We start from the raw sequence: 25,478 nt of genomic DNA, 5'->3' as shown, positions 1-25,478 counted from the left end.
ATTCATTATGTATAAACCATATGGAATGATTGCAGCGTTACCAACACCAATGTTAGAAAACGGAGATATTGATTATGATTCATTTGGTAATTTAATTGAACATGTAATTGCTGGGGGTCTTCAAGGCGTACTTGTCGGGGGGAGCACTGGCGAGTATTCATTAATGACTACAGAAGAACGAAAACAAATTATAGAATTTGTAACTTTAAAAGTGAATCGCAGAGTACAAGTTATGGCTGGAACAGGATGTCATCGTACATCAGACACAATTGAATTAACACAATTTTCAGAAAGTGTAGGTGTTGATTCGGCCTTAGTTATAAATCCATATTATATGGTTACAAGCGACGAAGGTATTGTAGAACATTATAAAAAAATAGCAGAAAATACGGATGTTGGGATTGTTATTTATCATTATCCAGAAGCTACCGGTGTTGAACTTGCGCCAGAGCTTATCCATGAAATTAGTAAAATTGATGGAGTGGTAGGCATTAAAAATACTGCAGATGGCGTGCACACTTCCAAAGTACTTGATTTAGTTAAAGATGACCCTGATTTTTCATTATTAAATGGTTTTGAAAATTTATTTCTACCTTCATTAGCAATTGGTGCACAAGGTGCTATAGGTTTAGTAGATAATTTAGTTCCAGATAAAATTGCTCGTTTATACCAGCTTGTGCAAGATAATAACATTCAAGAAGCAATAGAATTAAATAAAAAATTGCTACCTTTATATAATTTATTAGAAGAAGAAACAGTGCCTGGTACAGTAAAAGCAGGATTAAAGGTATTAGGCATTTCTGGAACGACATGTCGTTTACCATTAAAACCAGCCACTCAAGCATTTGAAGAAAAAATGAAAGTAGTATTGGATGAAATAAATAATAGTTAAATTAGAGGTGATCAATATGAAAGACGTAATTATTATCGGAGGCGGCCTAGCTGGTCTTTCAGCAGCTTGGCGCCTCAAAAACCACAACATATTATTACTAGAATCATCAAATCGTGTAGGCGGTCGTGTAATGTCAGAAAGACGAGGTAACTATTGGTTGAACTGGGGCGGTCACGTTTATGCTGGAGAAGGATCAGCCACAGATGAATTATTAAAATCTGTAGGTGTTAAATCTACACCTGTGCCTGGAACATTATCTGCTATGCATCTAAATGGAAAGCTATTATTGAGCGGAAGAGTAGAACTTTATCCATTCAGAGCACCGATGTCTTGGAAATCAAGACTTGCAATGTTAACTGCTGGTGCAAAAGTTAGGTTGGCAGTTATGAAGTATAGTAAAGTTGCGAAAAAACGTCCCTTAGAAGAACCTAGTGTCCAACAACAACGTATTTTAGATTTTATGAATAATAAAACTTTTTCTGAATTTACTGGTAAATTACCTACTGATGCGGATGCTATCTTTCGACCTACAGTAAGTCGCTCTACAGGTGACCCAGAACAAATATCAGCTGGCGCAGGTGTTGGCTACTTCGATATGATTTGGAGCAAAGAGGGTGGGCTCTCAAAAAATATAATAGGAGGACCTTCAACTTTAACCAACACAATAGCATCTACATTAAAACATCAAATTGAACTTGAAACAGAAGTTCTAGAAGTAATTCATAACCAAGATTTTGTGACAGTTCGTTATATTAAAAATGGTAAAGAAATTACTGAAACAGCTCGCTATGTAGTTCTAGCAACTCCTGCGCCTATAACTAGAAAAATAACTAAGAATCTTAGTAATCAACTTGATAACGCATTAAGTAAAATCAAATATGGGCCTCACGTGAGTGCTTCATTTTTAACAAATGAAAAAGGGAAACAAGTTTGGGATGATGTATATGCTTTTGCAACACCAAAAAAATCATTTGATGTTTTGATCCATAATTCTAATGTGAATCATGCTTCAGAGAAAAAAAGAGAACAAGGTAGTAGTTTTATGACTTTTTCTCCAGCAAACAGAGGGAAAATGTTAATAGATAAATCAGAAGAAGAAATTTTAGAAATTTATTTAAATGACTTAGAGGACATGTTCCCAGGATTTAGAAATTATGTTGTAGAAGGGCATGTTAATAAATTTCCATATGGTTCAGCATATGTCTACCCAGGTCGTGCTAAGATTCAACCTATTTTAACTAAACCTGAAGGAAGATTATATTTAGCTGGAGATTATTTAGGAACGCTCTACACTGAGACTGCAATTCAGACAGGCTTTACAGCAGCACAGAATATTAATAGTCTATTAGAATTCAATGAAGTTGATGAAGATACTGAATTTCAATCTATTTTGTAAGCGCTTACTATAGTTTGAAATAACTTTACAGATAAAGTAAGTTAGAAATACTAAATATAACCAATTTTGATTTATTTTATCCTATAAGAATTTTTGTGATTTATAAAGATAAAGAATCTAATTTAATTGATTTTAAAGTATTATTATAATCTAAGGTTAGTACTGATTAGTCCTTGCTATTTTCGATTATATTAATTTTATTTATAACTTGTGGGATAAAATATAGGCAAATTGGCCGATTTAAATACGAACATAAATCTTGTCATAACATAACAATTTGAACCCAATTGCTATGTTATGTCCTACAAGAATATTTTACAAATAATCGTAAAAAGGGGATGACATGGGTAATGAGCAAAGATAATAAAGCAGCCATTAAGATGGCATTAGCTTATCTGAGTTTTATTGTAGGCGCCGGTTTTACAACGGGGCAAGAGTTGCTTCAATTCTTTGTTAACCATGGTAATTATGCTTATATAGCTGTAATAGTTACAGGTTTTATTGTCACTTTTGCAACAAGACAAATTTCAAAAGTTGGTTACCATTTAAAAGCAAGTACGTATGAGATTGCATTAAATACTATTTTCGGAAAATTTATTGGCCGTATTATTGATTATCTCACAATATTTTTCTTGTTTGGATTAACAGTTGTTATGATAGCTGGTGGAGGTTCAGCCTTACACCAAGGTTTTGATTTTCCAATTTGGAGTGGGTCATTGGCAATTGTTATATTACTATTCATTGTTTTACAACTTAAATTTGACCGTATTATGACTATTTTAGGATCGGTCACTCCATTTCTTGTGATTGCAGTATTAATTATCGCAGGGTACAACATTATTAATCCAACGATTCCATTTTCAGATGTGAGCAACCATGTTAAGCCTTCTCAAACCTCAAGTCCGACATGGTGGTGGGATGCTATTGTATATGGTGGATTGATTATTGGTAATAGCTTTGGATTTTTAACTATTATTGGTTGTGATTCTATTAGTCACAAAACAGCTCGTAGGGGATCTTTTTATGGTGGTTTATCATTTAGCATTTTATTATTAATTATGACTAGTGGTTTATTAGCAAATATTCAAAAAGCAAATAGTGTTGATATACCAACTTTGTTACTGGCAAATGATATTCATCCATTTATCGGTATTTTTATGTCAGCTGTTATGATTGCTGTTATATTCAATAGTTGTGTTGGTATGTTATATCCATTTTTAAACAGATTTACTAAACCAAAAAGTAAACAGTACGTCGTACTACTTAGTGTCTCATTAATCGTTTCATTTTTACTTAGTTTTATTGGGTTTGTTGATTTAGTGAACTTCGTTTTCAAAACATTTGGTTATGTTGGGTTATTAATTAGTGCAGCTTTATTAATACGATGGGGTTATAATAAATTCTCAAAAACAAAATTGATGTAACGAAAAGAGTTTATCAACTTTGTTTTTAATAAATTAAGATAGCAATTTTAAAATATGATTGTAGGTTATTAGAGTTAGAGAGTTTACAAGCACTATTTTAATTCTAGTCGATATCAATTGCCAAGTATCTAGATTAAGAGATAACCCTGCACAAACATTTTCTCAAATAATTGTTAAATCTAACGGATTATTTATCTTTGATAAGGGATATCCTGAATTTATAGAAAATAGAAGCGACCTGTGACTGAATCAATTAGGTGAAAATGCATGCTTAGTTAACAAACTTACACAAATTGAAATTGATAAAAGAGATTTAATAGTAAATTTTTCGAGTTCTGACTCAATAAAATATTTGAGAACGCTAACAGAACAACCGAAATTCATAGAATTTAAAGTTGTACTATTAACGATAATTCCTATAAATATAACGAGTGATATTGTAGAAAACACAAGTAAATAGAAAAGATGATTTTGAAAAGTTACTATTGGATAATTTGTTTGGTAAACTTAACAAACATTTTCGAAGTTAAACTTCTTAATATAAAGTTAAGAAGTTTTTAATTATATATCGATAATTAGCGCTATCTTAAATGTTCAGAATAATTTTATTGAAATATTACGTTTTGGATTAATTGTTGATATTATCAATACATTAATAAGTTGTATTTTTTCATAATTAATCAAAGATTATTCTATAATTATTGATATGTGAATAAATAAATATGAGTTTACTATATTTATAATAATAGATAATTTGTTAAGGAGAGAATTATATGCCCAATTTAAAAAATAAAGTAGTACTAATAACTGGCGCTAATAGAGGACAAGGTAAATCAATTACAGAACACCTAGACTTTCTTGGGGCAAAAATAGCTGTAGGGTCACGTAATTTCCAAGATGCTATTAGTGTTTCGCAGAGTTTAACAAATAAATCTATCCCTATTAAGTTAGATATAACTAAGGAAGAAGATTGGAAAAAAGCTGTGAATACAATTTTAGAGGAATTTGGACAAATAGATATATTAGTTAATAATGCTGGTGTTTACCAACGTCAGTCTTTTTTAGAGAGCACATTGGAGGAATATGAAAAGTTAATAAATGTTAACCAAATAGGCATTTTTTTAGGAATGAAAAATGTAGCTAATCAAATGAAAAATCAACAACAAGGTTCTATTATCAATACAGTTTCTATATCTTCTTTCTCTCCTATTAATCAATCTTCTTTATATGCTTCAACAAAAGCTGCCGTGACAACTATGTCTAAAGCAGCAGCTATAGAATTAGGCGATTATGGCATACGCGTTAATATGGTACACCCTGGTGGCGTCGATACAGGAATGTTTTCGGAAAGTAAAGGCGGAAATTCTTTTTATGATTCCATACCTCTTCATAGAATTGGGAAGTCAATAGATATAGCAAAAGCGATTGCTTTTTTTGCTTCTGATGAAAGCTCATATTGTACGGGAACAGAACTAGTCGTAGATGGAGGAATGACTTTAGGTACGGATGCGTAATTAAACTAATAATTTGTTATTATTTTAATTACTAATTCATATAGTACATAAGTGATGATTTTGTATCAAAACAATATTTTAATGTTTTTATTCAACTATACTTATTTAGTAGGAATTGTTTACAATATTACAAACGAAAATTTATTAAAATCATATGATTTGGGGAATATACTTATTTAGATGGTAATAACGTTTATGATATTAGTGAAAAGAGTAAAGTTAAATTTGAATTACCATCTATATCTGATGCCTCATACCTTAAAAAACAAGCTATAGTGATTTCGATTATATAAATTGGGATAAGGCGAACAATTTTTCCAGAAGGTAGTTGTGTACTCATTAAGAAAAAACATAAAGTGTTAAGTAATTAATATTAAAATAATCTATTAATTGAGCATAAACTTTATCTTTCCAAACGTATCTATTTTTGTCTAATTCTATAAATTTATTTTTGAAAATAGTTCTTTCAATATGTTTTAAGTAATTAATAAATTTCTCATATTGGCCATCGATAAAATTATTTAATGAGCTTACTCTATCTAAAATTGTCCCATCTAAACCAAATAAAATTGCTTTATCATAAAAAGTCTCCCAATTGTTTAAGAATAGTTAATAAAGTAAATCAATGTTATCGAATAATGAAAGTGCAAAGTTATCTTAGACATTAAATAATTGAAATACAATGTAATATTCATGAGGAAATTACAAAATAAAAAATATACTATAGTTAATTCGAGAAAGTAAAATAATTTAGTTATAGAACTTCAATAAATTTTCGTCTATGAAAGGAGAACTATGAGAATATTTTTTATTGTAGTAGTAGCTCTAATTTTAATGCTTAGTATTTCATACGCTATATTCAATTATTTAGATAATACGCTAGGCGGTATATTAGTAGGGATCTCAAATGGAATAATTATTGTTGCAGCAATACATTTAAAAGGTAAACTTTTAAAATAAATATTCATTATTAAACAAACCACCCAATTATGTATATGGGTGGTTTATTGTTTATAGCCTTCGGAAGAAATCAATGTATTAATCATCAATTCTCCAAACTTTAAATACTATTGTTTTAATTTTAAAATTTTAACAATAGGCATTTGAATTGATTGCAAAGCGAAATTTATGACCAAAGCACTCTTTATTCGATATACGACAAGATGTTTCTTTCAAAATTGTCACACGTAAGTAGTATTTTGTAAGGATTTTCAAACGATTTAATTATAGTGAAATGTTAGTATTGGTATAAAATTTAGGAGGTTTAAATAATGAAAATTATTTTTAAAATATTTATATTTATAATAGCAATAATATTAGTGTTATTTTTTTGGAAATTATATGCTGAATCTCATACAGATAGTAAAAACGTTAGAAATCTTGCTAACTTAAATCCTTTAATTACAAGTGAAAAATACTATATACAGACTAATGAGCCTAGAAGTGTAACAGATTCTGGTAAAGGTACTAAGCAATATGAATATAGGAATAAAGCATATGATAAAGACGGTAATGAAAAAGAGATTACTTATACAGCTATTAAAAAATTAAAAACCAATCATTATTTAGAATTAAATTATAAAGTTGGAGAAGTGAAAGGATATAGTGAAGTAAAAGAAAAAGATATACCTAGGAAAGCAAAAATTAAGCTATAATGTAAAAACCTCATCATTGTTGATGAGGTTTTTATGTTTTTGTATGTTAACGATTTTGATTAGAAGCATGAAATGATGTTATATATCCAAAAAATAGATGTTCATTTCATAGAAAAAGGTTAAGTGATGAATTTTTCACTTATCAAATGTAAACACAAGTATTGATAGGATATTTCTGTCTAAGAAATTATATAAGTATTTACTAGGACTACTTAAAGAAACCACTGCCTTGTTTATGGCAGTGATTAATATTCTGTATCCCATAAGTTAAATAATCGATAGTTTCATTAATCTTCAAGTGTTTTAAATTATTTATTGTTGTCTATGGCATCAGCAAGTTCTTCCAATTTAACTTTGACTTCCTTAAGCGTGTGACTATCTGCAAAAGTAAAACTAAATTGTTTTCCTTTTGCTGTTTCTGCCACAATAGTAACAAGTTCGCTAAAAACATCGTGTTCTATACTATAATTTAATATTTTCATATTAACTCCCCTAAGTTTGATTTCCCGTTTTTGTTAAATGTAACAAGTTAGTTATTGTTGTTCAACTTGTCTTTCTCTTTGAAGTAATTCAGAATTAACTTTATTAGGTGGCATATCTTTGTGCACTGAATGAGAAAATACGACACCTGGCATAGTTTTTACAATGTAAGTATAATTTTCGTGGTTATAACTAAAATCTATAATTTTCATAAATATGCTCCTTTAAATAAAATTTTAAGGATTTTTTGGATCTTATTAATTTTGTATTAATAATTTTTTAAATACTCCCAATACTAAAATTTATTAGTAACACTTACATGGGTTTTTCTGTATACTACGTAAAATAATTATATTAGTTAATTGTACTATATATAATTAAGTTTTGTGATAACAAAATCTTATATCTTGCAATATAATTACTTATAATTAAATAGGAACTTTATGTTAGCTACTTAATATTATTTAACTTATAACCTTTGTATATCAATAATTTGAAGTAATTATTACTAATGATGTTTCTAAACGGTAATATAATGGTAATTATATATAAACAAGTGGGGTGTTTTTAAATGGAAAAGTTAAATCAAGTGATGTTATATGTTGATGATCAAGCGAAGTCAGTTGAATTTTGGACCGATATTTTAGGATTTGTTATAATTTCTGAAGAAGAAATGGCAGAAGGTTTTAAAGCAGTAGAAGTGGCACCAAATCATAATGTTGAAACATCAATTTTAATTATTGAAAAAGAGTTTATGGAAAAATACAGTCCTGAAGTAAGTGTTACAACTCCATCTCTAATGTTCAAAGAAAAGAATCTTGATGCATTGTATGAAAAATTAAAAGAAAAAGGCTTAACAGGTCATGAGATAATTGAAATGTCAGGTACAAGAGTGTTTAATTTCCAAGATGGTCAAGGCAATTATTTCGCAGTGAGTGACTAAATAATTGTACTAAGTTATAGAAAAAAGAGTGCTTTTTATGAATTATCAAAAATCATAAGAAGTGCTCTTTAATTTTATGTGAAAATTTTAGTGAATGATTACTGCGTTATTTCTAATATATTGAGTCCTTCGGATTCATTAGGTTCTTCAAAATACTGGCTAACATAATTAAACGTTTCTAATGTGTCAAAATTAACTCTTTCAGGATTTTCAATATTTCGTTGTTTTAACCTTTGTAAACATGTTTCGTCTGATATATTTAGATAAATGAGTTTATGACTAACCTGGATTTCTGAAGTCATATTGCTAAACCACTTTCGTTGTTTTTGAGTGTTGCCTGGAAAATCCATGACCACATTTGTACCAACTCTTAATAAATTTTGAACGTGATTTTTAATAAAAGGTTTAATACAATTTGAATAAGTTAAGTAATCATCAAATGTCTTTATTTGATTTGGATAAAACTGTTCAAGAATTTCATCTTCTGATAATAGTACGGCATTTTTATCTTTAGCTATTTTTTTAGCAGTCGTTGATTTACCAGCACCCATTTTACCAGCGAAAAAGTATAATGTAGCAAAGTATTCCATTACGTTACCTCCGTTTATATTTTGTGATAATAGTTTTAGTATAAAGAATTAATGAAATAAGTTATAGTGAAAATTAAAGTTACATAATAATTATAATAAACAAAGGGGCTTTGTATGTTTAAGTATATTTTTAAAATCAGTACGTTTTTAATAGTAGCAATATTATACATATTTGGAATAAATCAATCTAGTAATGCTTCAGCTGCTACAAATGCTACACAGCAAGATGCAATTAATCATGTTGAAACTTTAAACGGTCAAGGTTGGGATTATGATTCAGAGTATGGATGGCAATGCTTCGATCTTGTAAATGAACAGTGGGATTATTTATATGGTCATGGGTTAAAGGGTGATTATGCAAAAGATATTCCAGAAGAAAATAATTTTATAGGTGAAGCGACAGTTTATGAAAATACACCTAATTTTAAAGCAACTGCAGGCGATATTGTAGTATTTAATGAAAATTATGGTGAAGGTGCTGGTCATACAGCAATTGTAACTAACGGCAATTATGATGGTAATTATCTTCAATTTCAATCATTAGACCAAAATTGGGAAGGCGGTGGTGAAGATAAAACTGAGGTTGCGCATAAGGTCGTTCATGATTATGAATCAGAATTGGTATTTATTCGACCGCATTATAATAAATAAAGGACTAAGTAAAAATTAATAATAAGACAGAAATCGAATCATAATCTTCAATTTTAGTTTTTAAATATGTAGACATTTTACTGTAAGTTCTAAAAGCATACAGGATTAGGTGTGATTCTTATTTTGACGGGCATTAAAATCTTAATTTTTTAATTTAGATTGATGTCCCGTTTTTTTGATTTTTAACTGAATATTTTGGAGTTATTGGTGGAGGATAAAAACTAAATTATATAGTAGTTAGTGAACTTACTATTTAATTATAACGTTTAATATTATACAATACATTCAAAAGTGTTTTTGAATGAGGTGTATTATGCTACAAACTATTATTACAGCAATTATTCTGTACACAGCTACAGCAGTAGATTTATTAGTCATTTTATTAATATTTTTTGCTAGAGCTAATACAAGAAAAGAATACCGAGATATTTATATTGGCCAATATTTAGGTTCATTAGCATTAATTATAATAAGTTTATTTTTAGCATTTGTATTAAACTATGTTCCTGAAAAGTGGATTTTAGGATTATTAGGTTTAATACCAATTTATTTAGGGGTTCGCGTAGCTATTTCTGGTGATTGTGAAGGTGAAGAGAGAGCTAAAAGAGAATTAAATGAAAAGGGCCTAAGTAAGCTTGTTGGTATTGTTGCACTTGTTACCATAGCTAGTTGTGGCGCAGACAATGTTGGTTTATTTGTGCCATACTTTATAACTTTAAATACAGTAGAACTGATAACGACATTAATCATATTTATTATTTTAATTTTGCTATTAGTATTTTCAGCACAACTTTTATCAAAAATCCCAGGTATAGGTGAAGTGATTGAACGATTTAATCGTTGGATTATGGCTGTAATATACATAGGGCTAGGATTATTCATTATAATTGAAAATGAGACAATACAAACTATTTATAATTTAATTATAAATTAAGGAAGTGGAAGAGATGGTTAATGATTATATTTGTGAAGTACAGTATATGCATAAACAAAAAATTGAAAACGCACAAAATTTCATTGAGGAAGCTGCACCTAAGTCGCTATTAAGTATTTTCAGCAAGATTTCTGATGAGACCAAAGTTAAAATTATACTTGGATTACTAAAAGAAAGTGAAATGTGTGTATGTGATATATCCGTATTATTAAATATGAGTATCGCAACTACATCACATCATTTAAGATTATTATATAAAAAAGGGGTACTTGATAAATACAAAGAAGGAAAAATGTCTTATTACTTTATAAAAGATGAACAGATAAAAACATTTTTTATGGATAATTTATAATGTTAGATAACTAACAAATTAGTAAGTACCATGGATAAGCATAAAGGAGTGTGTCAGCCAACTAATTGTTTTAATAAGTAGGTCGATTCACTCCTTTGTTATACAAGTTAAAAGTATTTATTTAATTTTTCTTTCATCCACAGTATTTGATAATAGCTTTAAATAACGTTGAACATTATCTGACGGTGTATCTTTAGGAAAAGCATGTGTAAACACATGACCCTTAAATGTCTCGACTGTGTAATTAATGTCTATACTACCAATTTCATATTTAATAATTTTCATAATGTCCCCTTAAAATAACTTTTTAAAAATTTAGTTAAGTATATACTTTTAAATAAATCCACTATTTAACTATAAAACTGATATTCCTATAGAAATAGTATGTTTTGTTTAATTGTACTACATATAAACGCTTTTGCAACTATAAAGTGCACTATGTTTATATCTGGAATGATAAGATCTAATTTTTAAAGAGATCTGTTTTGACTGTTTTAATGAACTGTTGTAAATTTATCTAAAAAAAGATCACAATAATTAGCATTGTGATCTTACATAAGTTATTATTAATTATTTAATTTTTCGATAATGCCACTGATTTTGTCTTTAACGTTTTCAGTTACTTCTTTTGCTTTACTAGAAGCCTTACCTTTTTTTTCTAATACTTTATTATCCATAACATTGCCTGTTGTCTCTTTTATGTTTCCTTTAACTTGTTCAAACCTACTTTCATCTGCCATGTTATTTACCTCAAAACATTTTTAGATCATTCTATAAATAATATACAAAATGATAAAATTTGAAACAAATTAAAAAGTATGTAACTTGGTATATTTGTAGTTAAAACGAATTATATATGGCAGAAATAACAAAGTTTATAAGATAGAGAAAAGCAATGGTGAGCAGCATATGTTACTCTAATGAAAATTCATTTTTTGCTCTGAAAATGGAGGTTATGAATAAAAAATATTCCCCCTAAGAAAGAGAGTGACAATAATTCAATTTGTGCTATAAACGCATTTTTGAGTAGTAAACGCGTATAAGGTGTATTATTAAGAAATATTAGACATTATCTAAATAAATCAATATTTTATGCATCTAGTAGTTTTTGAATTTCAGAATATTTTTGTGCGTTTAATGTACCTGAAGGACTTTGTTCAATTTCAAAAATTAGAAAATCATCAGTTGCATTAAAAGATGTTTTGATACTTTCACATATTGTATTTTTGTCTAAGTCGCTTTGCAAAAACCACAAACCACTATAAATAAATAGTGCATTACCTAAAGATTTTAATTGTGCAGGTAATTTTTCATATCCGTATGAAATGGAATTTAAATTATAAGACAAAATATATTTTGACATTTATATCACGCTCCCATTCAAGCATATCATTAACTGTAATTTAAAAGTTGTAGGAGCCTAGTATTAACTTTATTTTTAGTTTTTAAATTTTAACTGTAAATTCAATAATATAGATGTTGTTCTGGTTTGTAAAAATGAAAAAAAGGTAATAATAGCTATAAAGATAAGAAAAATAAATATATATCATGTTTTTAACTTATATATGTTACATCAAAAAAATGTTCTTCAATTAAAATACATTTTTTAATGGGGAGTTAAAAAGGATGCATTACAATGAGTCGACAATATCAAATTGAGCAGTTATGGAAACAGCATAAATATGAGGTGTTATGGCACGACCAAAATAAATATAAATTGATTAGAGAACAATTGAAATACGATACAACGATAGAAGAAATTGAAACTTTAATTAATGAAGCACTAAATACTACACCAAGTAATGGGTCAATTATTAACGCATATGATCATATGTGGGGTTATTTTAAAAGAAAGTGTAGTTCATCAGAAAAAAGCTTACATAACTATTTAAAGGAAGCCTTTAAAAAAGAAGAAGTTGATGAAATATATCTATTACAATTTTTAAAAAGCATGGCAAATTATTATGATATAAACTATATTAAAACTTCAACAATAATACAAAAATTAAACTAACATTATGCATAGATTATAATTAGTTTTTGATTTCCAAAAGTTGAAACGCAGAGAATCTATGAAGTTATATTTTAATAGTATTTAATATTTTCTAAATATTGTTAGTTAAATTTTTCATTTTAACAATTTGTATAGTGAAGTTTTGTCAATATTATCAGTTAAATCAATAAAATAATTTGATTGCCAACTTTGAGTTTTAATTGCAGTTTGATTTAATTTGTGTTCCCAAGTTGGATAAATTCTTATTGCCATTTTTCCTTTTTTTACTCCGTTAGCTATAATATTCTGTTTAGCTAACACGTCTTTTGGAAATATAAATAACCCTTTATGACTTTCATCCATTACTGTAATAATTAATTTGTCACATGATTCATTATAAGTAAAAGGTCTGTTTTTATTATTGTTATCTTTAGTCCAAAATACTACAAAATACCCTTGCTTATTCGGTGTTTTTTTAGCGATTCTACTTCTAAAAGTTTGTTTATTAACTTGAAAAGTACAACTCTCATACTCCTCATTAAAAAATTCTGTTTCCCAATTTTTAAAATTAATATTATTCGTAGATTTAAATATTGAGCTTATAAAGTCTATTGATTTATACATAATATAACCTTCTCCATTGAGTTTTGATTATTTTGAGTATACCAAATTCATTAGTGTATAACTATTTTTAAAAGTGCAAATAAAATAATATCTACAATAAAAAGTAAAGTAGCTACATAAAAAAGATAAGTGTAAATTGATACAATAAGGGTAGACATAATTGCGAGTATAAAATTTATAAATTGAGAGGTGAACTATATGCATTATATTAAATATTTAAATTCATCAGATAATACGAAACTATATACTAAAATTAATGATACTCCAGAAGCGAATGCAAACATTATTATAGTACATGGGTTAGCCGAACATTTAGATCGTTATGATATTTTAGCGGCATATTTAAATGAAAATGATTTTAATGTAATAAGATACGACCAAAGAGGACATGGCAGATCGGGAGGAGCGCAAACTTATTACAGTAATATGTATGAAATTGTTGAAGATTTAACAGCTATAATAGAATATGTAAAAACCACTTTCGAAGGGAAAGTATATCTAATTGGACATAGCATGGGCGGTTATACAGTGACTTTATTTGAAACAATTTACCCTGGTACTGTAGATGGTGTAGTTACATCAGGTGCGTTAACAAGGTATAACAATAAATTATTTGGTAATCCTGATCCAAGCATTTCATCAGACACTTATATTAAAAATGAATTAGGGGATGGTGTATGTTCTGATGCTGAAGTTATTAGAAAATATGAAATTGATCAATTAAACTCGAAACAGATATCTATGGGGCTTATTCGCACATTACTAGATGGCATAACATATTTGAAAAATAATGCGGAACGTTTTACTAACAATATTTTGATATTACATGGTAAAGAAGATGGATTAGTAAGTTATCATGATTCGCTACAATTATACCAAGAAATAGAATCTGAACATAAATCTATTCATATTTATGATAGATTACAACATGAGATATTAAATGAATCCTCTTATAATTTAAGTATTTTCAAAGAAATTGTTGATTGGTTAGATAATGAAATACGTATTTCTAAAATTTAAAAAAGTATCCTTACAATAAAAGTGTTTAACCAAACTCAACAAGTATTGTAATGTTTGTTATAAAAAATCTAAAGATTTACACTTGGTTAAGGAAAAAATTGTGGAAAGGAAAGATTATAATGAAGATAAAAACATTGCACATGCAATATGAAGAAAGTTTTGAAGAATTTGATGAACGTGTTAACGAATTCTTACAAAATGTGGATGAGAAACAACACTGGGAATTAGTGAGTGTTACACCATCTGTAACAAATAGTATTGAAGGCGTTGACTACTTTATTACTATTGTCTACAAAAAATAATATAGTTAGAAAAAATTGTAATGGTATGAGTTGAAATGTAATAGAAAGATGTAGTTACTTTTAGTGAAATAGAGTATGTTATTAGAGTGGTTTGATAATATCACTTACATGATGAAAGGCTATGACATTTGCTATGCCATAGCCTTATTAACAATTTGTTGTCCCTTAATTTATATTACATTCCGTCTAATGCAATTATGAATTAAATGTTTCTCCTGAAACATTAAAATAGTCTGCTAGCATTTCAGCATCTTTTTCTGAAATTGTGCGATAGCCATTTTCCCAGTCCCATATTTGGCAATTTCTGATATCTGTACCATAGCCATTATTCAAATTAATAGCTAGTTTAGATATGCTTAAATTAGATTTCTCGCGTAATTCGTTAAGAATTTTCACAATCGTTCACTCCTATAAATAGATAATACTAATACCACTTTTAATTGTAATATATGGTTGCTATTATTACAAAATTTATGTTTTTTTATTTAAGTAAATTAAATAAAAAATTGTATGTTTACATGTATTTTTTATCTGGATATAGAAATGTGTAAATTGTATGTTTAATTATAGAAATGTGTCAAAATTATCTGATTTGGGAATATGTATAAAATAAATTAAAAATAAGGAGATTTATAATGAAAATAATTGCTATGAGTATTTTTGTTAATAATCAAGATGAGGCGCAACAATTTTATACCAGGAAATTAGGGTTTAAATTAAAGCATGACATTGAAATGGGTGGTGGCTTTAGATGGTTAACGATAACTGAAGATAATTCTAATAATCCGGTTGAAATCGTTTTGGAGCCTAATGAAAGTCAAATTGCAAAGAACTATCAAGATGGTTTATATGAAGCGGGTATCCCGATAACCATGTTTGGTGTAGATAACTTGGAGAAAGAACATGAATTATTGTTAAATAAGGGGGTTGAATTTCATACAGAACCCAAAGAGGTTGAAGGTGTGAAATATGCCATATTTGATGATACTTGTGGTAATTTAATTCAAATTGTTGAACAATAAAATATAAACTTTTAGTTAAAGCCATTATCATGAAAAGTACAAATAATCCTATACTGAATGATTTCAGATCGGATGAAAATTAAATATATATTGTTTGTTATTTAATGGATGAATTTCGTTGATAGTGCTAGATTTATGCTATATGTTCTTGTTTTAAGAGGTGAGGTAAATCTGGTACTTTTTATTTATTGGAGGAACATAGGATGGAATTAGTTGTTAAGCACACAAAAGAAATGTCAAATATAGAATTGGTTAAAGTTTTTCAAGCTAGAGTCAATGTATTCATAGTTGAGCAAAATTGTACATATCAAGAAGTAGATGAATTTGATTTAAATACGTTACATGTAATGCTTAAAAACGGAGAAGAAATCATTGCATATAGTCGTGTTATTGAACACCCGTCTTATATTACTTTTGGTAGGGTGCTAGTAGTAGAAAAATATAGAAAATCTCATTATGGTAGAAAAATAGTAAAAGTAACACTGAATAAGATTAAAGAAAGCTATAAGCAAACGAAAGTTCGAATATCCGGCCAAGCATACCTTAAGTCATTTTACGAGTCATTTGGATTTAAAAGTGTCTCAGATGTTTACTTAGAAGACAATATTCCTCATATAACTTTTCAAATGCATTTAGATCGTTAATAACCTGATAATATAATGAGAAAAATGCGTGAATTCGAAATCTAAAACAAGGTTTAGGTTTGATATTCACGCATTTCGTATGTGTTAATACTCTCAAAATTATTTATTAGAAACATATTATTAAATTTTTATCTCATTATATTACTACTGTTAATGTATTTTTTAACTTAAGAAGGTGCTTTATTGTTTAATTGCCCCTTTCTTTAAACATGCACCTAATAAGTTACCGTATCATACGTTTTGTAGTAGCCTATAAAATGTAATCGTTTATTTTTTCATTTTATCAATATCTTGAGATACTAGAGTTAATAGTTCTTCAGTTTCTTGGTCTGTTAATTCATCAGAACCTTTGATTCTAATAACTGATCCTTTGTCAGTCTTTACATGATAGACTGGTTCGTCGTCCTTATAAACTTTACGTAGTACTTCCATTTCATCACCCTTTTTATTGAAACATTTCTATTTAATTTACTACCTAACTAAATAGAAATGTGTTGTAAATTATTACTACGAATAACGCTTATTTACCACTTATTTCATTTAATGCTTTGTATATAGGATAACTTTTTATTAATTTGTTTTCCAACAGTATGATTGAATTTATTTAATTTTTTTCTTAAACAGCAAAGTTTATATTATTGAAGGGATTAAAATGAATTTGTAGAATTAATAAATAAATCTAAGAAAATTAATAATAAGTTAGTAATTTATGTTTTTATTAAATGAATTCGGGGTACATATTAATAAGCACAAGAAGTCCTCCAAACTCTAGTGTGGATTATATTTTCGAGATTTGCGCCATTCTTAAGGGTGGCGCTTTTTCTTGTTATTTAATCTCTAAGAAATTTTGAAGTTATTCTTTAATAAAATTATAAAAACTGTGAAAAAATCTTTAACTATAGATTCTTTCACAGTTAATTTAAGTGTCTTATGATATTAATTCCTTAAGAAGTGAATAGTTTATAGAAATGAAATTAGCTAATGGGGAAGGCGTTAGACATAAGCAGTCATTAAATTTTCGAATATCGAGTCTGTTATTTATTCAATATTGCTCCTCAATTTATCATCCATTTCATTTGCTACATCAACCAGCATTTGTTTTGTTTCGGCTTTGTTTAAAGAGGGATTAGCTTTAATTCTAATAATTAAGCCTAGGTCAGTTTTCACATAATATAAAAGACTGTCATTGTCAGTCACTTTTCTTAGTATTTGCATAAAATCACCTCAAATTTAGAAATTTCTCATGTATAGAGGGCTTAAAGGTTTAGTGAATTAATGGAATACGAAATCAATAGGAAAGAAAACTATATATCTATTTTATAGTAAAATTACACAAATTAACAATATTTGAATTGTGCTTAAAATTAGCAAAATAAAAAACCAACAAAATCTTAAGAGTTTGTCGGCGCTTTTGAATATATTTATAATTAACTTATGATAATTTATAAATAGTTGAGTTTAAAATTGTTCGTTTGTTCGATCCTCATCAACACTTTCGTCTTCGTCATCGACTACAACTGTTAATAATGGTTTGATTAAAAATGCTGTGCCTAATACCCCTAATAAAACTAAAATAAATTTTTTCAAAACATCCACTCCTTAGTTTAATAGTTTAATTTCAATATGAAGCATAATAAATTCATATCCAAACGTATTAAAATATTAACTTATACGAAGATTTTAAACCAAAAGGTAATATTTTACGATTGATATCTATCATAACAAAAGTTTTAGTTGTATGATATGTAATCGCTAATAAATAAAAAACTTTTTTTATATCTGGGGTGTTGAGTTTGTTGGTTTAAAGATTCTGCAGAAAAGTTTATTTGATTATTTTAGGTATGATTTTTATATAAAAGACTTCTCCTACTAATTCAACCAACGTTTGTGTGATAATCACAGTTGTTGTAATTGTTACCCAGCTATGTGGTAATGAAAGAGCTAAAGGTAATACAACCAAAGCGTTTCTTGTACTTGAACTAAAGGCTAATGTTCGTAAAGTCGCAGTTTCTAATGCGAATATTTTTCCTGATAGATATCCAATGAAAGGAGCGATAATCATAAATATGATATAGATGGGGATAACAGTAACTAAGATGCTTAAATCATGAGTGATTTTATGTATTTGAGATCCAATAACTACAAAAAGTACAAAAGACATAAAAATTTCTGGAAGCCATCCAGTAATTTTTAACGTTTTCTCAATAGTCAAAGCATGTTTACTAAAATATTGTAGTAATGCAGCAATCATAAATGGTAGAACGACAAAAATGATAAACGATTGAACAAATGGTGCTAAATCTCTGAAAGAAAACGCATTTTCGCTATTAAAGATAACAAAGTACAAGGGTAATAAGATGATTTGTAAAATAAACAAAATAGGTGTAGAAATCAACATATATTGTGCGTTGCCTTTGCCTAGTGAGGTGAAGACAATTACATAATCAATACAGGGTGTTAACAACACGAGCATTAGACCTATCAATATAGCAGGGGAAGTAATGTTGAATAACTGAATTAAACAATACACGAAGATAGGGATAAGTATAAAATTTGATAAAAATAGGGCCATAATAAATTTGCCACTTAGAATATTTTTTCTTAATTTAAAAAAAGGAACCTGTGCAAACATACTAAACATTAAAATTCCAATAAAAATAGGTATGGCAGATTCAAGTAATTTTGTTAAATGATCTGATGTTAATCCCGTAATTATAGCAAGTAATATAGCAGTAAAATATATGTAGATTTGGTAATTTTCAATTTTAGTTTTTAAATGTTGCATAGTTACCTCTCTTTAAAATATAAAATAAATCCTAGAATATAATACTAACAATCATTTTATAGAATTTTAATGATTGTTAGTTAAATTAATATTAATTTATTATTTTTGCTTATCTTGAACGTTAACTTTGTTTTCTACTTTTTCGTTAGTTGAACTATCAACACTTAATAACAGTGCACGGACGACTAATACACCAGATACGAGTAACAATAAATTTCTAAAGAATTTCATTCAAATCACTCACCCATCTTATATTAGATAAAATAAATAACTCATGCTATAAATATTATACCCGTTAATTACTTAAATAAGTGAAAATATAATTCTAATACTTCACCTTAATTAATGTTCAGAATATAGTTTTTTAAATATCTTTAATTATTAAGTGTTTCTTTGATTTGTCGATTTCAATAATTAAAGATTTGCTATTATTTTCTACTTTATAGTTTGTGACAGTCCCTTGTTCGATATCAAAAGATACCTGGCTTAAAATGCCCATAGCGTAATCATTTATAGGACTAACTATTGAAATAGACGTGGCATCCTCTTGTATAACAAATTGTTTTTGACTTTGATTAATAACTGACCATTGTGGTAAGTAAGTTAAATTCAAAATGATACCTCCTTTTAAAATTTTATCGAGTTAAATCGAAATTAATTTCATTATAAATCATAGAGCTGTAACACTACTTCTAATATATTTAATCAAATTTCCATTAAAGTACAAAATACAGGGAATAAGAATTAAGTAAACAATGTTTTTATAGAGGTGAACCTATGAACATAGTTATTATTGTAATATTAAGTCTTATTTTCGCGTTTTTAGCGACAATGCCGTTTTTATTTATTAACACTAGATTACATGAAAATAAAAATTACGCTAAAGATGAAATACGCCATGAAAAGAAACGTACTTTCCAACGCTTTATTTATTTTTTTGTTTTAGCAATAGTGGTATTAATCATTTACACCTTTCTTCAAGATTAAAAGGGAAGTTTAAAATAATAGAAAAAGTAGTTTGATTTTATTAAAAAGGAACAGTACAACAATCAAAATTGATTTTGTCTTGTTCCTAATTTAAAGCATTATGGACTTGTTTTCTGAAATTACCATTAGATTTGTGTTTAGGATTTTGCGCCGATTAATTCTATGTTAAGAAATAATATACGATATTTTTCGAAGTATAGTTTTATAGATACTTCGAAAAAATAAATTTAAATTTATTTTTTAACTAAATATTAACGAGAATAGTATACCAACAACACCAAAAACAATTAGCATGACTGTAACGCCAAGTAAAGATTCTTTAGCTTGTTGCGATCCTCTTACTTTATATGCGATAAGCGCACCTATACCACAAATTAAGAAAATTACCGATAACCAAAAAACAACCATGAAATGTAGATTCAAAATACTACACCTCCTTTTTATGTGTATGCACTTATGAAAATGCTAATTTTGTGCAAAATTTAACTGTAGTTACATTTAATCTTATAGCATTATCATCTTATCACTAATTTACAATCTCATATAGGATGAATTTTAAAGTTTCACTTATTAAAGAATGGATAATAAATAGTAAGTTCTAATTATTTGAAGTATGAAAAGAGGGTTAATAATGGAAGAATATGACAATAACTTTACACAGATTGAACAAAAGATAGAAACATTAAAGTCGAAAAGCGTTAGTGATTTTGTTGAGTTATATAATCAAGTAGAAAATGATATTATTGAACAAAAAAACATGATTCGTGAAGGATTAATGCCCAAAAATAAACAAGAAGATGAGAGAATTAGAGAAATCGCTGACAAAATGCATTTGCATATCCAAACTGGGCTTGAAACTTACAGTAGTGTAGATGACATGCTTAATTATTTAGAGCCAGCTTTTCAAAGAGGTAAAGTAGATAAAACTTATGGACGCGCATTAGTACTCTTAGAAGAAAATACGATAATTGAACAAATTAAACAAAAGTTTAAAGATGATAAGTATAACGTACGCTTGATAATCTTTATTTTAGACAAGTTTATCGAATTAAGCATTGAAATTATGCCAAATAGTTATTCAGATATTTTGAAGTTAGAACAAACATATTTCAAAGTATATTATGATAATATGTAATATTATTTAATTTATTAAATGGTTTGATGTATAATGAAGTCAATATAAATAAGTAAGGAGACAAAAATATGAATGAAGTAAATAAAGTTATTTACATTGTTTTAGCTGTTTTTTTAGGTAGCTTTGGAATTCATAAGTTTTATGCTAGAAAAACAGGAATGGGCTTATTATTCTTGGTCTTTTGTTGGACTGGCATTCCACAAATACTAGCTATTATAGGCGCAATATTAACATTATTTAAACCGGCAGATCAAAATGGTAACGTGTTAGTATAAGTACAACTAAATAGTTTATGCATGTGAGCTATAAAGTAATCTGTTGTTTTGGATTGCTTTATAGCTCTTTTTGTTTGAAAGGGAAAAGAGTATGTTCATGGTAAGTAGTTTTGGTGAATGACAAAAGAGGGACAAAAAAAGTTGTTAGTTGAAAAATATTTGTAATCAACTCGCTTGTACAGATAGAAAGATTTGGTAGTTTAAGTAACAGTCAATATATATTAAGGGAATAGTGATTAGACATTTTATTACTTTTTGTAATGTTATATTTAGTACGTTTATTTTATTAGACACATTGAAAAGGTAGGTTATTTATACAGTTATATTATATAAACATCCCTACCTTTAGTTTAATTTATGAAGTTAACATTAAATTAAAAAAACTTTGTAAATTTTACAATTCAAATTAAATATTGTCATAGCAGTATTTAATTTGAAAACATTTAAATTTATAAATGTATCGTGATAGACAAAACTTTATTATTTGTTATGATTAAACAAACGCTCACATTTGGAAAAGACTGTAACGATTAAAATATAGATAATCGAGGTAATGCTTATGACATTTTATGATTTTGTAATCGGTTTTATAGAAGATGATACACCGCTCGGGCAACTTGCGCATAATATTATAGGCGACAAAAATTTTCCGAAAAATGAAACAAGTTTTATTGCATTAAATTCATATTTCTATAGTAATTATTTTGATCACGAAATTTTAGCTTCTGCAAAACGAGCATTAAGTTTATATCGAAATAACATAGAATTAGTTAACTAATACTTTAATTGTCATAATACCAATTTTGTTTTTCTAAAGCAGCTTTTATATCTGTTGTTTTAAAATTAATCTCGTTGTTTCTAATAGAAAAAGGTTCAATGATATTTTGTGCCATCCAAGAATTAATGAGTTCCTTTGGCAATCCATCTAATTCCATGTCACTTTTGCTCAATACAAAGCATTCCCAATCAAGTGAAACTTTAGAAGGATTGATATAATTACATTCATTAATTTGATTCATAAAAACACTCCTCAATATTGTAAATCCGACGTTAACTTTTACCCATGTAAAATATAAATCAAACGGTTTGCATAATATAAATTTATTTATTCTAAAGTATTTTATTTGCTGTCTAAGTTTGTAATGGAATTTTATATTTTAAAAAGTTGCAGTGGGGTATGCAGGACAACCTAACATAAATATAGACTGACAAAAATTATAATCTTGCATATTGATACTATTTACCAAAAATGGGGCTATGTCATCTATCTTTTTTAGATAGATAACATAGCCCTCATATTATAATTTATTTTAAAAGTTTAATATAGTGTTACCACGGTATAATTCCTAAAATACACGCCACAAGTATCATAAATAAACTAGATCCTACTGCCCATTTTATAACGATTCTTTGATTTTGTCCGTATTCTATATCAAGCATGCCGACTAGTAAATAACCAGCGGCATATAAAGGACTGAGCACATGTAATGGTTGGCCTAAGACGGATGCTCTTGCCATATCAACTTTTGAAATGCCGAATTGTTGTGCAGACTCGGCAAGAATTGGTAGTACACCGTAATAAAATGGATCGTTTGCCATGAAGTATGTAAATGGTCCACTTAATATGGCAGTTATTAATGCAAAGTGATTACCCATAGCATCAGGAATGATATTAACTAAGGTATTTGCCATTTCGTTAACCATTTTAGTACCGTTCATTACGCCTGTAAAAATACCTGAGGCAAATACTAAACTGATAACTGATAGGACGTCTCCTGCATGTTTTTTTACCACAGAATTTTGAATACTAAGATTTGGATAATTTAATAAAATCGCTACTCCAAACCAAAGCATGAACATCACTGGGATTGGTAATATACCAATTATCAAACAGACAATAAGTGAAATTGTAAGTATTGCGTTTGGTATAAGCATTTTTGGTCTTTTTAACAATGAGTCTTCAGTTGAAATTTCTGGTTTAATATCATTTAAATCTATATCGGTATAAGAAGTAATATGTTTTTTAGCACGCTTTCCTAGTATGAATGCAACACTGAAAGCAAAAACAATACCTGCCACCATTGCTGGTATGATTGGAATAAATACCTCTTCAGTTGTTACTTGTAATGAGGAAATAGCTCGTGCTGTCGGTCCGCCCCAGGGTAGCATATTCATAACGCCAATGGACAATAACGCGAGTGTTGACAGTGTATATAAGCTCATACCAATTTTTTTATAAAGTGGCATCATTGCTGTAACTGTGATGATAAACGTAGTCGTGCCATCTCCATCTAACGCTACCATTGAAGCTAAGATTACAGTACCAAATGCAATTTTAACTGGATCCCCTTTGACCACTTTAATGATTTGGTTAATTACAGGCTCAAATAAACCTGCATCTATCATGACGCCGAAGTAGAGAATAGCGAATGTAAGCATAATTCCAGTCGGTGCTACTGTTTCTATTCCTTCGAGCATAAATTTACCTATCCCAGCGTAGAAGCCACCAAGCAAAGCGAAAATCGTTGGTAAAACGATTAAAGCTGTTAATGCGGACATTTTACGTGTCATGATTAATATCATAAAAATAATAATCATGATAAAACCTAATAGTGCTAAATTCATAACGTTCTCCCCCTTATTTTTTATATTATAGCGTTTTCAGAAAATTTGTAAAATTAAAAATGTGTAAACTCATATTTATTGCATTAATAAACTATAAAAAAGCTTTATGATTACAAACAAAGTAAACATAAAGCTTTTATAAATAAGTAGGGATATTTATTTAGTAATATAAAAAACCAATTACAAAAGGTTTCCATAACGGATAGCTTAATAAGATGAATGAAAAGATGGAGACACATAAGGCAAATAAATTAGCAATACGGTCGCCACGTATTCCTGCATATATATTAATTAATATAACGCCTAAGATAAATAGTCCACCTGCTAATATTGGTAGGTTACCCTCTAAAACTTTATTAACTACTAATAATGGGGTAGCAAGTGTGATTAATGACAAGAACAGTGATAATAACGTTGTAGCATATTTCAAAATGTTCAGCCCTCTCTTAAATAATAAGATGAATAGAATATTTATTAATAAAATAGCACTTAACAAAAATAATATTTGTTTAGCAATATAATTGCAAGTCATTTTTAAGATTAGTAGATTAGGCTCATATTAATTAGGTACTTTGAAATAAAAAACAATTTATCAACTTTCATTTAAAAATAATTAAGAAATAGGGGAATTTAGTTGCCCTGTGACAACGATTTAGTAATTATAGCTATTAAACAAATAAGTCACTTTCATTTCCATCAAAATGATAAATAAGCCAATGCTCATCTACGTAATAATTATCGTATTTTCTAGCATGCTGTTCCAACACAAGTGTTTCAAAATTTAAGTTACTAAAAAAGACTTTACCACTAATGTTATTTGAAATAAGTGAAGTCATCAATATTTCAATTTCTTTTTCATTACAAATTTCAAATATCTGGCGCATAAGCATTTTTGAAATTTCTTCTTTAGAATCTTGATCTACATTTTTAATGCACATATTTTCTAAGGTTGCTTTATGAGATAAGCTATAGGTTTGATGATGAATTAGTGTAACAGCGCCAATAAGTATATCCTGTTCAAAAGCTCCAAGAACGATACAATCTGTTGAGTCTGAGGATAGTACTTTGTGTAAATCTGTATCATTTAAGCATTTCTCATTTTGTAATTTCCAGGCTAATACTTCGAGTTCTTTATTAATACCTTGTAGTAACAAGGATTTATAATTAGAAAAATCTTCAGTTGTTAAATAGCGAATTTGAGTCATTAAATGCCTCCTAACCTCTGCAAAGTATTT

The 25,478-nt window shown here is 28.1% G+C and carries 38 protein-coding genes; 19 read left to right on the top strand and 19 right to left on the bottom strand.

The features are described from left to right. Positions 1–7: 7 nt before the first annotated feature. The 6 genes from dapA (at position 8) to ACW5YJ_RS11840 (ending at position 6,881) form a co-directional block, all read left to right on the top strand. Positions 8–892 carry a 4-hydroxy-tetrahydrodipicolinate synthase gene (gene dapA, locus ACW5YJ_RS11865; protein ID WP_135092130.1) on the top strand — a complete coding sequence of 295 codons (885 nt, stop codon included), beginning with the start codon at positions 8–10 and terminating at the stop codon, positions 890–892. Between the two features lie 16 nt (positions 893–908). Next, positions 909–2,288: a flavin monoamine oxidase family protein gene (locus ACW5YJ_RS11860; RefSeq protein WP_017722435.1), complete on the top strand. Its 1,380-nt coding sequence runs from the start codon at positions 909–911 to the stop codon at positions 2,286–2,288. Positions 2,289–2,638: 350 nt separating this feature from the next. Next, positions 2,639–3,712, top strand: coding sequence for a YkvI family membrane protein (locus ACW5YJ_RS11855; RefSeq protein WP_171916648.1), 1,074 nt, complete (start codon positions 2,639–2,641; stop codon positions 3,710–3,712). Between the two features lie 773 nt (positions 3,713–4,485). Beyond that, positions 4,486–5,226, top strand: a complete 741-nt coding sequence (locus tag ACW5YJ_RS11850; protein WP_171915543.1) for an SDR family NAD(P)-dependent oxidoreductase — start codon at positions 4,486–4,488, stop codon at positions 5,224–5,226. A 795-nt stretch (positions 5,227–6,021) separates the two neighbouring features. Beyond that, positions 6,022–6,186 carry a hypothetical protein gene (locus tag ACW5YJ_RS11845; protein WP_017722432.1) on the top strand — a complete coding sequence of 55 codons (165 nt, stop codon included), beginning with the start codon at positions 6,022–6,024 and terminating at the stop codon, positions 6,184–6,186. Positions 6,187–6,497: 311 nt separating this feature from the next. Then, entirely contained in the window at positions 6,498–6,881 is a 384-nt protein-coding gene (locus tag ACW5YJ_RS11840) for a YxeA family protein (RefSeq protein WP_135092123.1), read from the top strand. Between the two features lie 308 nt (positions 6,882–7,189). Here ACW5YJ_RS11840 and ACW5YJ_RS11835 read toward each other — a convergent pair whose 3' ends face one another. Together ACW5YJ_RS11835 and ACW5YJ_RS11830 are read right to left on the bottom strand one after the other, a co-directional pair. After that, positions 7,190–7,363, bottom strand: a complete 174-nt coding sequence (locus ACW5YJ_RS11835; protein WP_017722430.1) for a hypothetical protein — start codon at positions 7,361–7,363, stop codon at positions 7,190–7,192. A gap of 51 nt (positions 7,364–7,414) precedes the next feature. Continuing rightward, positions 7,415–7,573, bottom strand: coding sequence for a hypothetical protein (locus tag ACW5YJ_RS11830; protein WP_017722429.1), 159 nt, complete (start codon positions 7,571–7,573; stop codon positions 7,415–7,417). Positions 7,574–7,932: 359 nt separating this feature from the next. On the opposite strand from ACW5YJ_RS11830, the gene ACW5YJ_RS11825 reads away from it, so the two are divergent. After that, positions 7,933–8,304 (top strand): VOC family protein, encoded by a 372-nt coding sequence (locus ACW5YJ_RS11825; protein WP_017722428.1) that lies wholly within the window; start codon positions 7,933–7,935, stop codon positions 8,302–8,304. A gap of 98 nt (positions 8,305–8,402) precedes the next feature. Here the strand turns inward: ACW5YJ_RS11825 and ACW5YJ_RS11820 are convergent, their stop codons facing one another. Continuing rightward, positions 8,403–8,894, bottom strand: coding sequence for a P-loop nucleotide/nucleoside kinase family protein (locus ACW5YJ_RS11820; RefSeq protein WP_017722427.1), 492 nt, complete (start codon positions 8,892–8,894; stop codon positions 8,403–8,405). A gap of 114 nt (positions 8,895–9,008) precedes the next feature. Between ACW5YJ_RS11820 and ACW5YJ_RS11815 the strand changes: the two genes are divergently transcribed. From ACW5YJ_RS11815 to ACW5YJ_RS11805, 3 genes are all read left to right on the top strand, one after another. Continuing rightward, positions 9,009–9,545, top strand: a complete 537-nt coding sequence (locus tag ACW5YJ_RS11815; protein ID WP_017722426.1) for a CHAP domain-containing protein — start codon at positions 9,009–9,011, stop codon at positions 9,543–9,545. Between the two features lie 313 nt (positions 9,546–9,858). Continuing rightward, the gene (locus ACW5YJ_RS11810) at positions 9,859–10,479 is read left to right on the top strand and encodes a CadD family cadmium resistance transporter (protein ID WP_017722425.1); all 621 of its coding nucleotides are present in this window, start codon (positions 9,859–9,861) and stop codon (positions 10,477–10,479) included. Between the two features lie 13 nt (positions 10,480–10,492). Next, entirely contained in the window at positions 10,493–10,831 is a 339-nt protein-coding gene (locus ACW5YJ_RS11805) for an ArsR/SmtB family transcription factor (protein ID WP_017722424.1), read from the top strand. Positions 10,832–10,948: 117 nt separating this feature from the next. On the opposite strand, the gene ACW5YJ_RS11800 is transcribed toward ACW5YJ_RS11805, so the two are convergent. The 3 genes from ACW5YJ_RS11800 to ACW5YJ_RS11790 form a co-directional block, all read right to left on the bottom strand. Further along, positions 10,949–11,116: a hypothetical protein gene (locus tag ACW5YJ_RS11800; protein WP_017722423.1), complete on the bottom strand. Its 168-nt coding sequence runs from the start codon at positions 11,114–11,116 to the stop codon at positions 10,949–10,951. A gap of 281 nt (positions 11,117–11,397) precedes the next feature. Then, on the bottom strand, positions 11,398–11,571 hold the full coding sequence (locus ACW5YJ_RS11795; protein ID WP_457338198.1) for a CsbD family protein: 174 nt from the start codon (positions 11,569–11,571) through the stop codon (positions 11,398–11,400). Between the two features lie 350 nt (positions 11,572–11,921). Continuing rightward, a complete protein-coding gene (locus ACW5YJ_RS11790) occupies positions 11,922–12,194 on the bottom strand; it encodes a hypothetical protein (RefSeq protein WP_017722421.1) in 273 nt (90 codons plus the stop codon). A 273-nt stretch (positions 12,195–12,467) separates the two neighbouring features. Between ACW5YJ_RS11790 and ACW5YJ_RS11785 the strand changes: the two genes are divergently transcribed. After that, the gene (locus ACW5YJ_RS11785) at positions 12,468–12,845 is read left to right on the top strand and encodes a DUF1722 domain-containing protein (RefSeq protein ID WP_017722420.1); all 378 of its coding nucleotides are present in this window, start codon (positions 12,468–12,470) and stop codon (positions 12,843–12,845) included. 114 nt (positions 12,846–12,959) lie between these two features. Here the strand turns inward: ACW5YJ_RS11785 and ACW5YJ_RS11780 are convergent, their stop codons facing one another. Next, a complete protein-coding gene (locus ACW5YJ_RS11780; protein ID WP_017722419.1) occupies positions 12,960–13,448 on the bottom strand; it encodes a MepB family protein in 489 nt (162 codons plus the stop codon). Positions 13,449–13,646: 198 nt separating this feature from the next. Here ACW5YJ_RS11780 and ACW5YJ_RS11775 point away from each other — a divergent pair, with 198 nt between their 5' ends. Both ACW5YJ_RS11775 and ACW5YJ_RS11770 read left to right on the top strand, forming a co-directional pair. Further along, positions 13,647–14,468: an alpha/beta hydrolase gene (locus ACW5YJ_RS11775; protein ID WP_017722418.1), complete on the top strand. Its 822-nt coding sequence runs from the start codon at positions 13,647–13,649 to the stop codon at positions 14,466–14,468. A gap of 119 nt (positions 14,469–14,587) precedes the next feature. Beyond that, entirely contained in the window at positions 14,588–14,770 is a 183-nt protein-coding gene (locus tag ACW5YJ_RS11770; protein ID WP_017722417.1) for a hypothetical protein, read from the top strand. A gap of 195 nt (positions 14,771–14,965) precedes the next feature. Here ACW5YJ_RS11770 and ACW5YJ_RS11765 read toward each other — a convergent pair whose 3' ends face one another. Further along, positions 14,966–15,166 (bottom strand): helix-turn-helix domain-containing protein, encoded by a 201-nt coding sequence (locus tag ACW5YJ_RS11765; protein ID WP_017722416.1) that lies wholly within the window; start codon positions 15,164–15,166, stop codon positions 14,966–14,968. A gap of 239 nt (positions 15,167–15,405) precedes the next feature. On the opposite strand from ACW5YJ_RS11765, the gene ACW5YJ_RS11760 reads away from it, so the two are divergent. Both ACW5YJ_RS11760 and ACW5YJ_RS11755 read left to right on the top strand, forming a co-directional pair. After that, positions 15,406–15,792 (top strand): VOC family protein, encoded by a 387-nt coding sequence (locus ACW5YJ_RS11760; protein WP_457338197.1) that lies wholly within the window; start codon positions 15,406–15,408, stop codon positions 15,790–15,792. A 203-nt stretch (positions 15,793–15,995) separates the two neighbouring features. Further along, a complete protein-coding gene (locus ACW5YJ_RS11755) occupies positions 15,996–16,436 on the top strand; it encodes a GNAT family N-acetyltransferase (RefSeq protein ID WP_457338196.1) in 441 nt (146 codons plus the stop codon). A gap of 267 nt (positions 16,437–16,703) precedes the next feature. On the opposite strand, the gene vraX is transcribed toward ACW5YJ_RS11755, so the two are convergent. From vraX to ACW5YJ_RS11725, 6 genes are all read right to left on the bottom strand, one after another. Further along, positions 16,704–16,868 (bottom strand): C1q-binding complement inhibitor VraX, encoded by a 165-nt coding sequence (gene vraX, locus ACW5YJ_RS11750; protein ID WP_017722413.1) that lies wholly within the window; start codon positions 16,866–16,868, stop codon positions 16,704–16,706. Positions 16,869–17,474: 606 nt separating this feature from the next. After that, positions 17,475–17,651, bottom strand: coding sequence for a hypothetical protein (locus ACW5YJ_RS11745; RefSeq protein ID WP_017722412.1), 177 nt, complete (start codon positions 17,649–17,651; stop codon positions 17,475–17,477). 243 nt (positions 17,652–17,894) lie between these two features. Beyond that, positions 17,895–18,023: a hypothetical protein gene (locus ACW5YJ_RS11740; protein ID WP_017722411.1), complete on the bottom strand. Its 129-nt coding sequence runs from the start codon at positions 18,021–18,023 to the stop codon at positions 17,895–17,897. Between the two features lie 235 nt (positions 18,024–18,258). Beyond that, the gene (locus tag ACW5YJ_RS11735) at positions 18,259–19,221 is read right to left on the bottom strand and encodes an arsenic resistance protein (RefSeq protein ID WP_457338195.1); all 963 of its coding nucleotides are present in this window, start codon (positions 19,219–19,221) and stop codon (positions 18,259–18,261) included. A gap of 99 nt (positions 19,222–19,320) precedes the next feature. Continuing rightward, on the bottom strand, positions 19,321–19,452 hold the full coding sequence (locus ACW5YJ_RS11730) for a hypothetical protein (RefSeq protein ID WP_017722409.1): 132 nt from the start codon (positions 19,450–19,452) through the stop codon (positions 19,321–19,323). Between the two features lie 133 nt (positions 19,453–19,585). Continuing rightward, on the bottom strand, positions 19,586–19,834 hold the full coding sequence (locus ACW5YJ_RS11725) for a hypothetical protein (RefSeq protein WP_457338194.1): 249 nt from the start codon (positions 19,832–19,834) through the stop codon (positions 19,586–19,588). A gap of 164 nt (positions 19,835–19,998) precedes the next feature. On the opposite strand from ACW5YJ_RS11725, the gene ACW5YJ_RS11720 reads away from it, so the two are divergent. Next, complete coding sequence (locus ACW5YJ_RS11720) at positions 19,999–20,208, top strand: hypothetical protein (RefSeq protein WP_457338193.1); 210 nt, start codon at positions 19,999–20,001, stop codon at positions 20,206–20,208. Positions 20,209–20,448: 240 nt separating this feature from the next. Here ACW5YJ_RS11720 and tsaT read toward each other — a convergent pair whose 3' ends face one another. Beyond that, the gene (gene tsaT, locus ACW5YJ_RS11715) at positions 20,449–20,631 is read right to left on the bottom strand and encodes a type II toxin-antitoxin system toxin TsaT (RefSeq protein WP_029377611.1); all 183 of its coding nucleotides are present in this window, start codon (positions 20,629–20,631) and stop codon (positions 20,449–20,451) included. Between the two features lie 208 nt (positions 20,632–20,839). Here tsaT and ACW5YJ_RS11710 point away from each other — a divergent pair, with 208 nt between their 5' ends. From ACW5YJ_RS11710 to ACW5YJ_RS11700, 3 genes are all read left to right on the top strand, one after another. Continuing rightward, positions 20,840–21,343 (top strand): hypothetical protein, encoded by a 504-nt coding sequence (locus tag ACW5YJ_RS11710; protein WP_017722405.1) that lies wholly within the window; start codon positions 20,840–20,842, stop codon positions 21,341–21,343. Between the two features lie 68 nt (positions 21,344–21,411). Then, the gene (locus tag ACW5YJ_RS11705; RefSeq protein WP_017722404.1) at positions 21,412–21,618 is read left to right on the top strand and encodes a TM2 domain-containing protein; all 207 of its coding nucleotides are present in this window, start codon (positions 21,412–21,414) and stop codon (positions 21,616–21,618) included. 559 nt (positions 21,619–22,177) lie between these two features. Further along, positions 22,178–22,396, top strand: a complete 219-nt coding sequence (locus ACW5YJ_RS11700) for a YozE family protein (RefSeq protein ID WP_457338192.1) — start codon at positions 22,178–22,180, stop codon at positions 22,394–22,396. A gap of 4 nt (positions 22,397–22,400) precedes the next feature. Here the strand turns inward: ACW5YJ_RS11700 and ACW5YJ_RS11695 are convergent, their stop codons facing one another. From ACW5YJ_RS11695 to ACW5YJ_RS11680, 4 genes are all read right to left on the bottom strand, one after another. Continuing rightward, positions 22,401–22,637: a hypothetical protein gene (locus ACW5YJ_RS11695; RefSeq protein WP_017722402.1), complete on the bottom strand. Its 237-nt coding sequence runs from the start codon at positions 22,635–22,637 to the stop codon at positions 22,401–22,403. A gap of 310 nt (positions 22,638–22,947) precedes the next feature. Continuing rightward, entirely contained in the window at positions 22,948–24,243 is a 1,296-nt protein-coding gene (locus ACW5YJ_RS11690) for a CitMHS family transporter (RefSeq protein ID WP_017722401.1), read from the bottom strand. Between the two features lie 160 nt (positions 24,244–24,403). Beyond that, a complete protein-coding gene (locus tag ACW5YJ_RS11685; protein ID WP_017722400.1) occupies positions 24,404–24,673 on the bottom strand; it encodes a hypothetical protein in 270 nt (89 codons plus the stop codon). 238 nt (positions 24,674–24,911) lie between these two features. Then, positions 24,912–25,448, bottom strand: a complete 537-nt coding sequence (locus ACW5YJ_RS11680) for a GNAT family N-acetyltransferase (RefSeq protein ID WP_171914530.1) — start codon at positions 25,446–25,448, stop codon at positions 24,912–24,914. Between the last annotated feature and the right edge of the window lie 30 nt (positions 25,449–25,478).

It is taken from the genome of Staphylococcus sp. mip270_02 (genome assembly GCF_054031535.1).
Note: the sequence above shows the minus strand (reverse complement) of the source record. Positions and strands in the feature narration are given on the sequence as shown.

What these genes read in the sequence shown, in the direction of transcription:
- dapA (WP_135092130.1), top strand. Translation starts at nt 8, where the DNA reads ATGTATAAACCATATGGAATGATTGCAGCGTTACCAACACCAATGTTA.
- ACW5YJ_RS11860 (WP_017722435.1), top strand. Translation starts at nt 909, where the DNA reads ATGAAAGACGTAATTATTATCGGAGGCGGCCTAGCTGGTCTTTCAGCA.
- ACW5YJ_RS11855 (WP_171916648.1), top strand. Translation starts at nt 2,639, where the DNA reads ATGAGCAAAGATAATAAAGCAGCCATTAAGATGGCATTAGCTTATCTG.
- ACW5YJ_RS11850 (WP_171915543.1), top strand. Translation starts at nt 4,486, where the DNA reads ATGCCCAATTTAAAAAATAAAGTAGTACTAATAACTGGCGCTAATAGA.
- ACW5YJ_RS11845 (WP_017722432.1), top strand. Translation starts at nt 6,022, where the DNA reads ATGAGAATATTTTTTATTGTAGTAGTAGCTCTAATTTTAATGCTTAGT.
- ACW5YJ_RS11840 (WP_135092123.1), top strand. Translation starts at nt 6,498, where the DNA reads ATGAAAATTATTTTTAAAATATTTATATTTATAATAGCAATAATATTA.
- ACW5YJ_RS11835 (WP_017722430.1), bottom strand. Translation starts at nt 7,363, where the DNA reads ATGAAAATATTAAATTATAGTATAGAACACGATGTTTTTAGCGAACTT.
- ACW5YJ_RS11830 (WP_017722429.1), bottom strand. Translation starts at nt 7,573, where the DNA reads ATGAAAATTATAGATTTTAGTTATAACCACGAAAATTATACTTACATT.
- ACW5YJ_RS11825 (WP_017722428.1), top strand. Translation starts at nt 7,933, where the DNA reads ATGGAAAAGTTAAATCAAGTGATGTTATATGTTGATGATCAAGCGAAG.
- ACW5YJ_RS11820 (WP_017722427.1), bottom strand. Translation starts at nt 8,894, where the DNA reads ATGGAATACTTTGCTACATTATACTTTTTCGCTGGTAAAATGGGTGCT.
- ACW5YJ_RS11815 (WP_017722426.1), top strand. Translation starts at nt 9,009, where the DNA reads ATGTTTAAGTATATTTTTAAAATCAGTACGTTTTTAATAGTAGCAATA.
- ACW5YJ_RS11810 (WP_017722425.1), top strand. Translation starts at nt 9,859, where the DNA reads ATGCTACAAACTATTATTACAGCAATTATTCTGTACACAGCTACAGCA.
- ACW5YJ_RS11805 (WP_017722424.1), top strand. Translation starts at nt 10,493, where the DNA reads ATGGTTAATGATTATATTTGTGAAGTACAGTATATGCATAAACAAAAA.
- ACW5YJ_RS11800 (WP_017722423.1), bottom strand. Translation starts at nt 11,116, where the DNA reads ATGAAAATTATTAAATATGAAATTGGTAGTATAGACATTAATTACACA.
- ACW5YJ_RS11795 (WP_457338198.1), bottom strand. Translation starts at nt 11,571, where the DNA reads ATGGCAGATGAAAGTAGGTTTGAACAAGTTAAAGGAAACATAAAAGAG.
- ACW5YJ_RS11790 (WP_017722421.1), bottom strand. Translation starts at nt 12,194, where the DNA reads ATGTCAAAATATATTTTGTCTTATAATTTAAATTCCATTTCATACGGA.
- ACW5YJ_RS11785 (WP_017722420.1), top strand. Translation starts at nt 12,468, where the DNA reads ATGAGTCGACAATATCAAATTGAGCAGTTATGGAAACAGCATAAATAT.
- ACW5YJ_RS11780 (WP_017722419.1), bottom strand. Translation starts at nt 13,448, where the DNA reads ATGTATAAATCAATAGACTTTATAAGCTCAATATTTAAATCTACGAAT.
- ACW5YJ_RS11775 (WP_017722418.1), top strand. Translation starts at nt 13,647, where the DNA reads ATGCATTATATTAAATATTTAAATTCATCAGATAATACGAAACTATAT.
- ACW5YJ_RS11770 (WP_017722417.1), top strand. Translation starts at nt 14,588, where the DNA reads ATGAAGATAAAAACATTGCACATGCAATATGAAGAAAGTTTTGAAGAA.
- ACW5YJ_RS11760 (WP_457338197.1), top strand. Translation starts at nt 15,406, where the DNA reads ATGAAAATAATTGCTATGAGTATTTTTGTTAATAATCAAGATGAGGCG.
- ACW5YJ_RS11755 (WP_457338196.1), top strand. Translation starts at nt 15,996, where the DNA reads ATGGAATTAGTTGTTAAGCACACAAAAGAAATGTCAAATATAGAATTG.
- vraX (WP_017722413.1), bottom strand. Translation starts at nt 16,868, where the DNA reads ATGGAAGTACTACGTAAAGTTTATAAGGACGACGAACCAGTCTATCAT.
- ACW5YJ_RS11745 (WP_017722412.1), bottom strand. Translation starts at nt 17,651, where the DNA reads ATGCAAATACTAAGAAAAGTGACTGACAATGACAGTCTTTTATATTAT.
- ACW5YJ_RS11735 (WP_457338195.1), bottom strand. Translation starts at nt 19,221, where the DNA reads ATGCAACATTTAAAAACTAAAATTGAAAATTACCAAATCTACATATAT.
- ACW5YJ_RS11730 (WP_017722409.1), bottom strand. Translation starts at nt 19,452, where the DNA reads ATGAAATTCTTTAGAAATTTATTGTTACTCGTATCTGGTGTATTAGTC.
- ACW5YJ_RS11720 (WP_457338193.1), top strand. Translation starts at nt 19,999, where the DNA reads ATGAACATAGTTATTATTGTAATATTAAGTCTTATTTTCGCGTTTTTA.
- ACW5YJ_RS11710 (WP_017722405.1), top strand. Translation starts at nt 20,840, where the DNA reads ATGGAAGAATATGACAATAACTTTACACAGATTGAACAAAAGATAGAA.
- ACW5YJ_RS11705 (WP_017722404.1), top strand. Translation starts at nt 21,412, where the DNA reads ATGAATGAAGTAAATAAAGTTATTTACATTGTTTTAGCTGTTTTTTTA.
- ACW5YJ_RS11700 (WP_457338192.1), top strand. Translation starts at nt 22,178, where the DNA reads ATGACATTTTATGATTTTGTAATCGGTTTTATAGAAGATGATACACCG.
- ACW5YJ_RS11695 (WP_017722402.1), bottom strand. Translation starts at nt 22,637, where the DNA reads ATGAATCAAATTAATGAATGTAATTATATCAATCCTTCTAAAGTTTCA.
- ACW5YJ_RS11690 (WP_017722401.1), bottom strand. Translation starts at nt 24,243, where the DNA reads ATGAATTTAGCACTATTAGGTTTTATCATGATTATTATTTTTATGATA.
- ACW5YJ_RS11680 (WP_171914530.1), bottom strand. Translation starts at nt 25,448, where the DNA reads ATGACTCAAATTCGCTATTTAACAACTGAAGATTTTTCTAATTATAAA.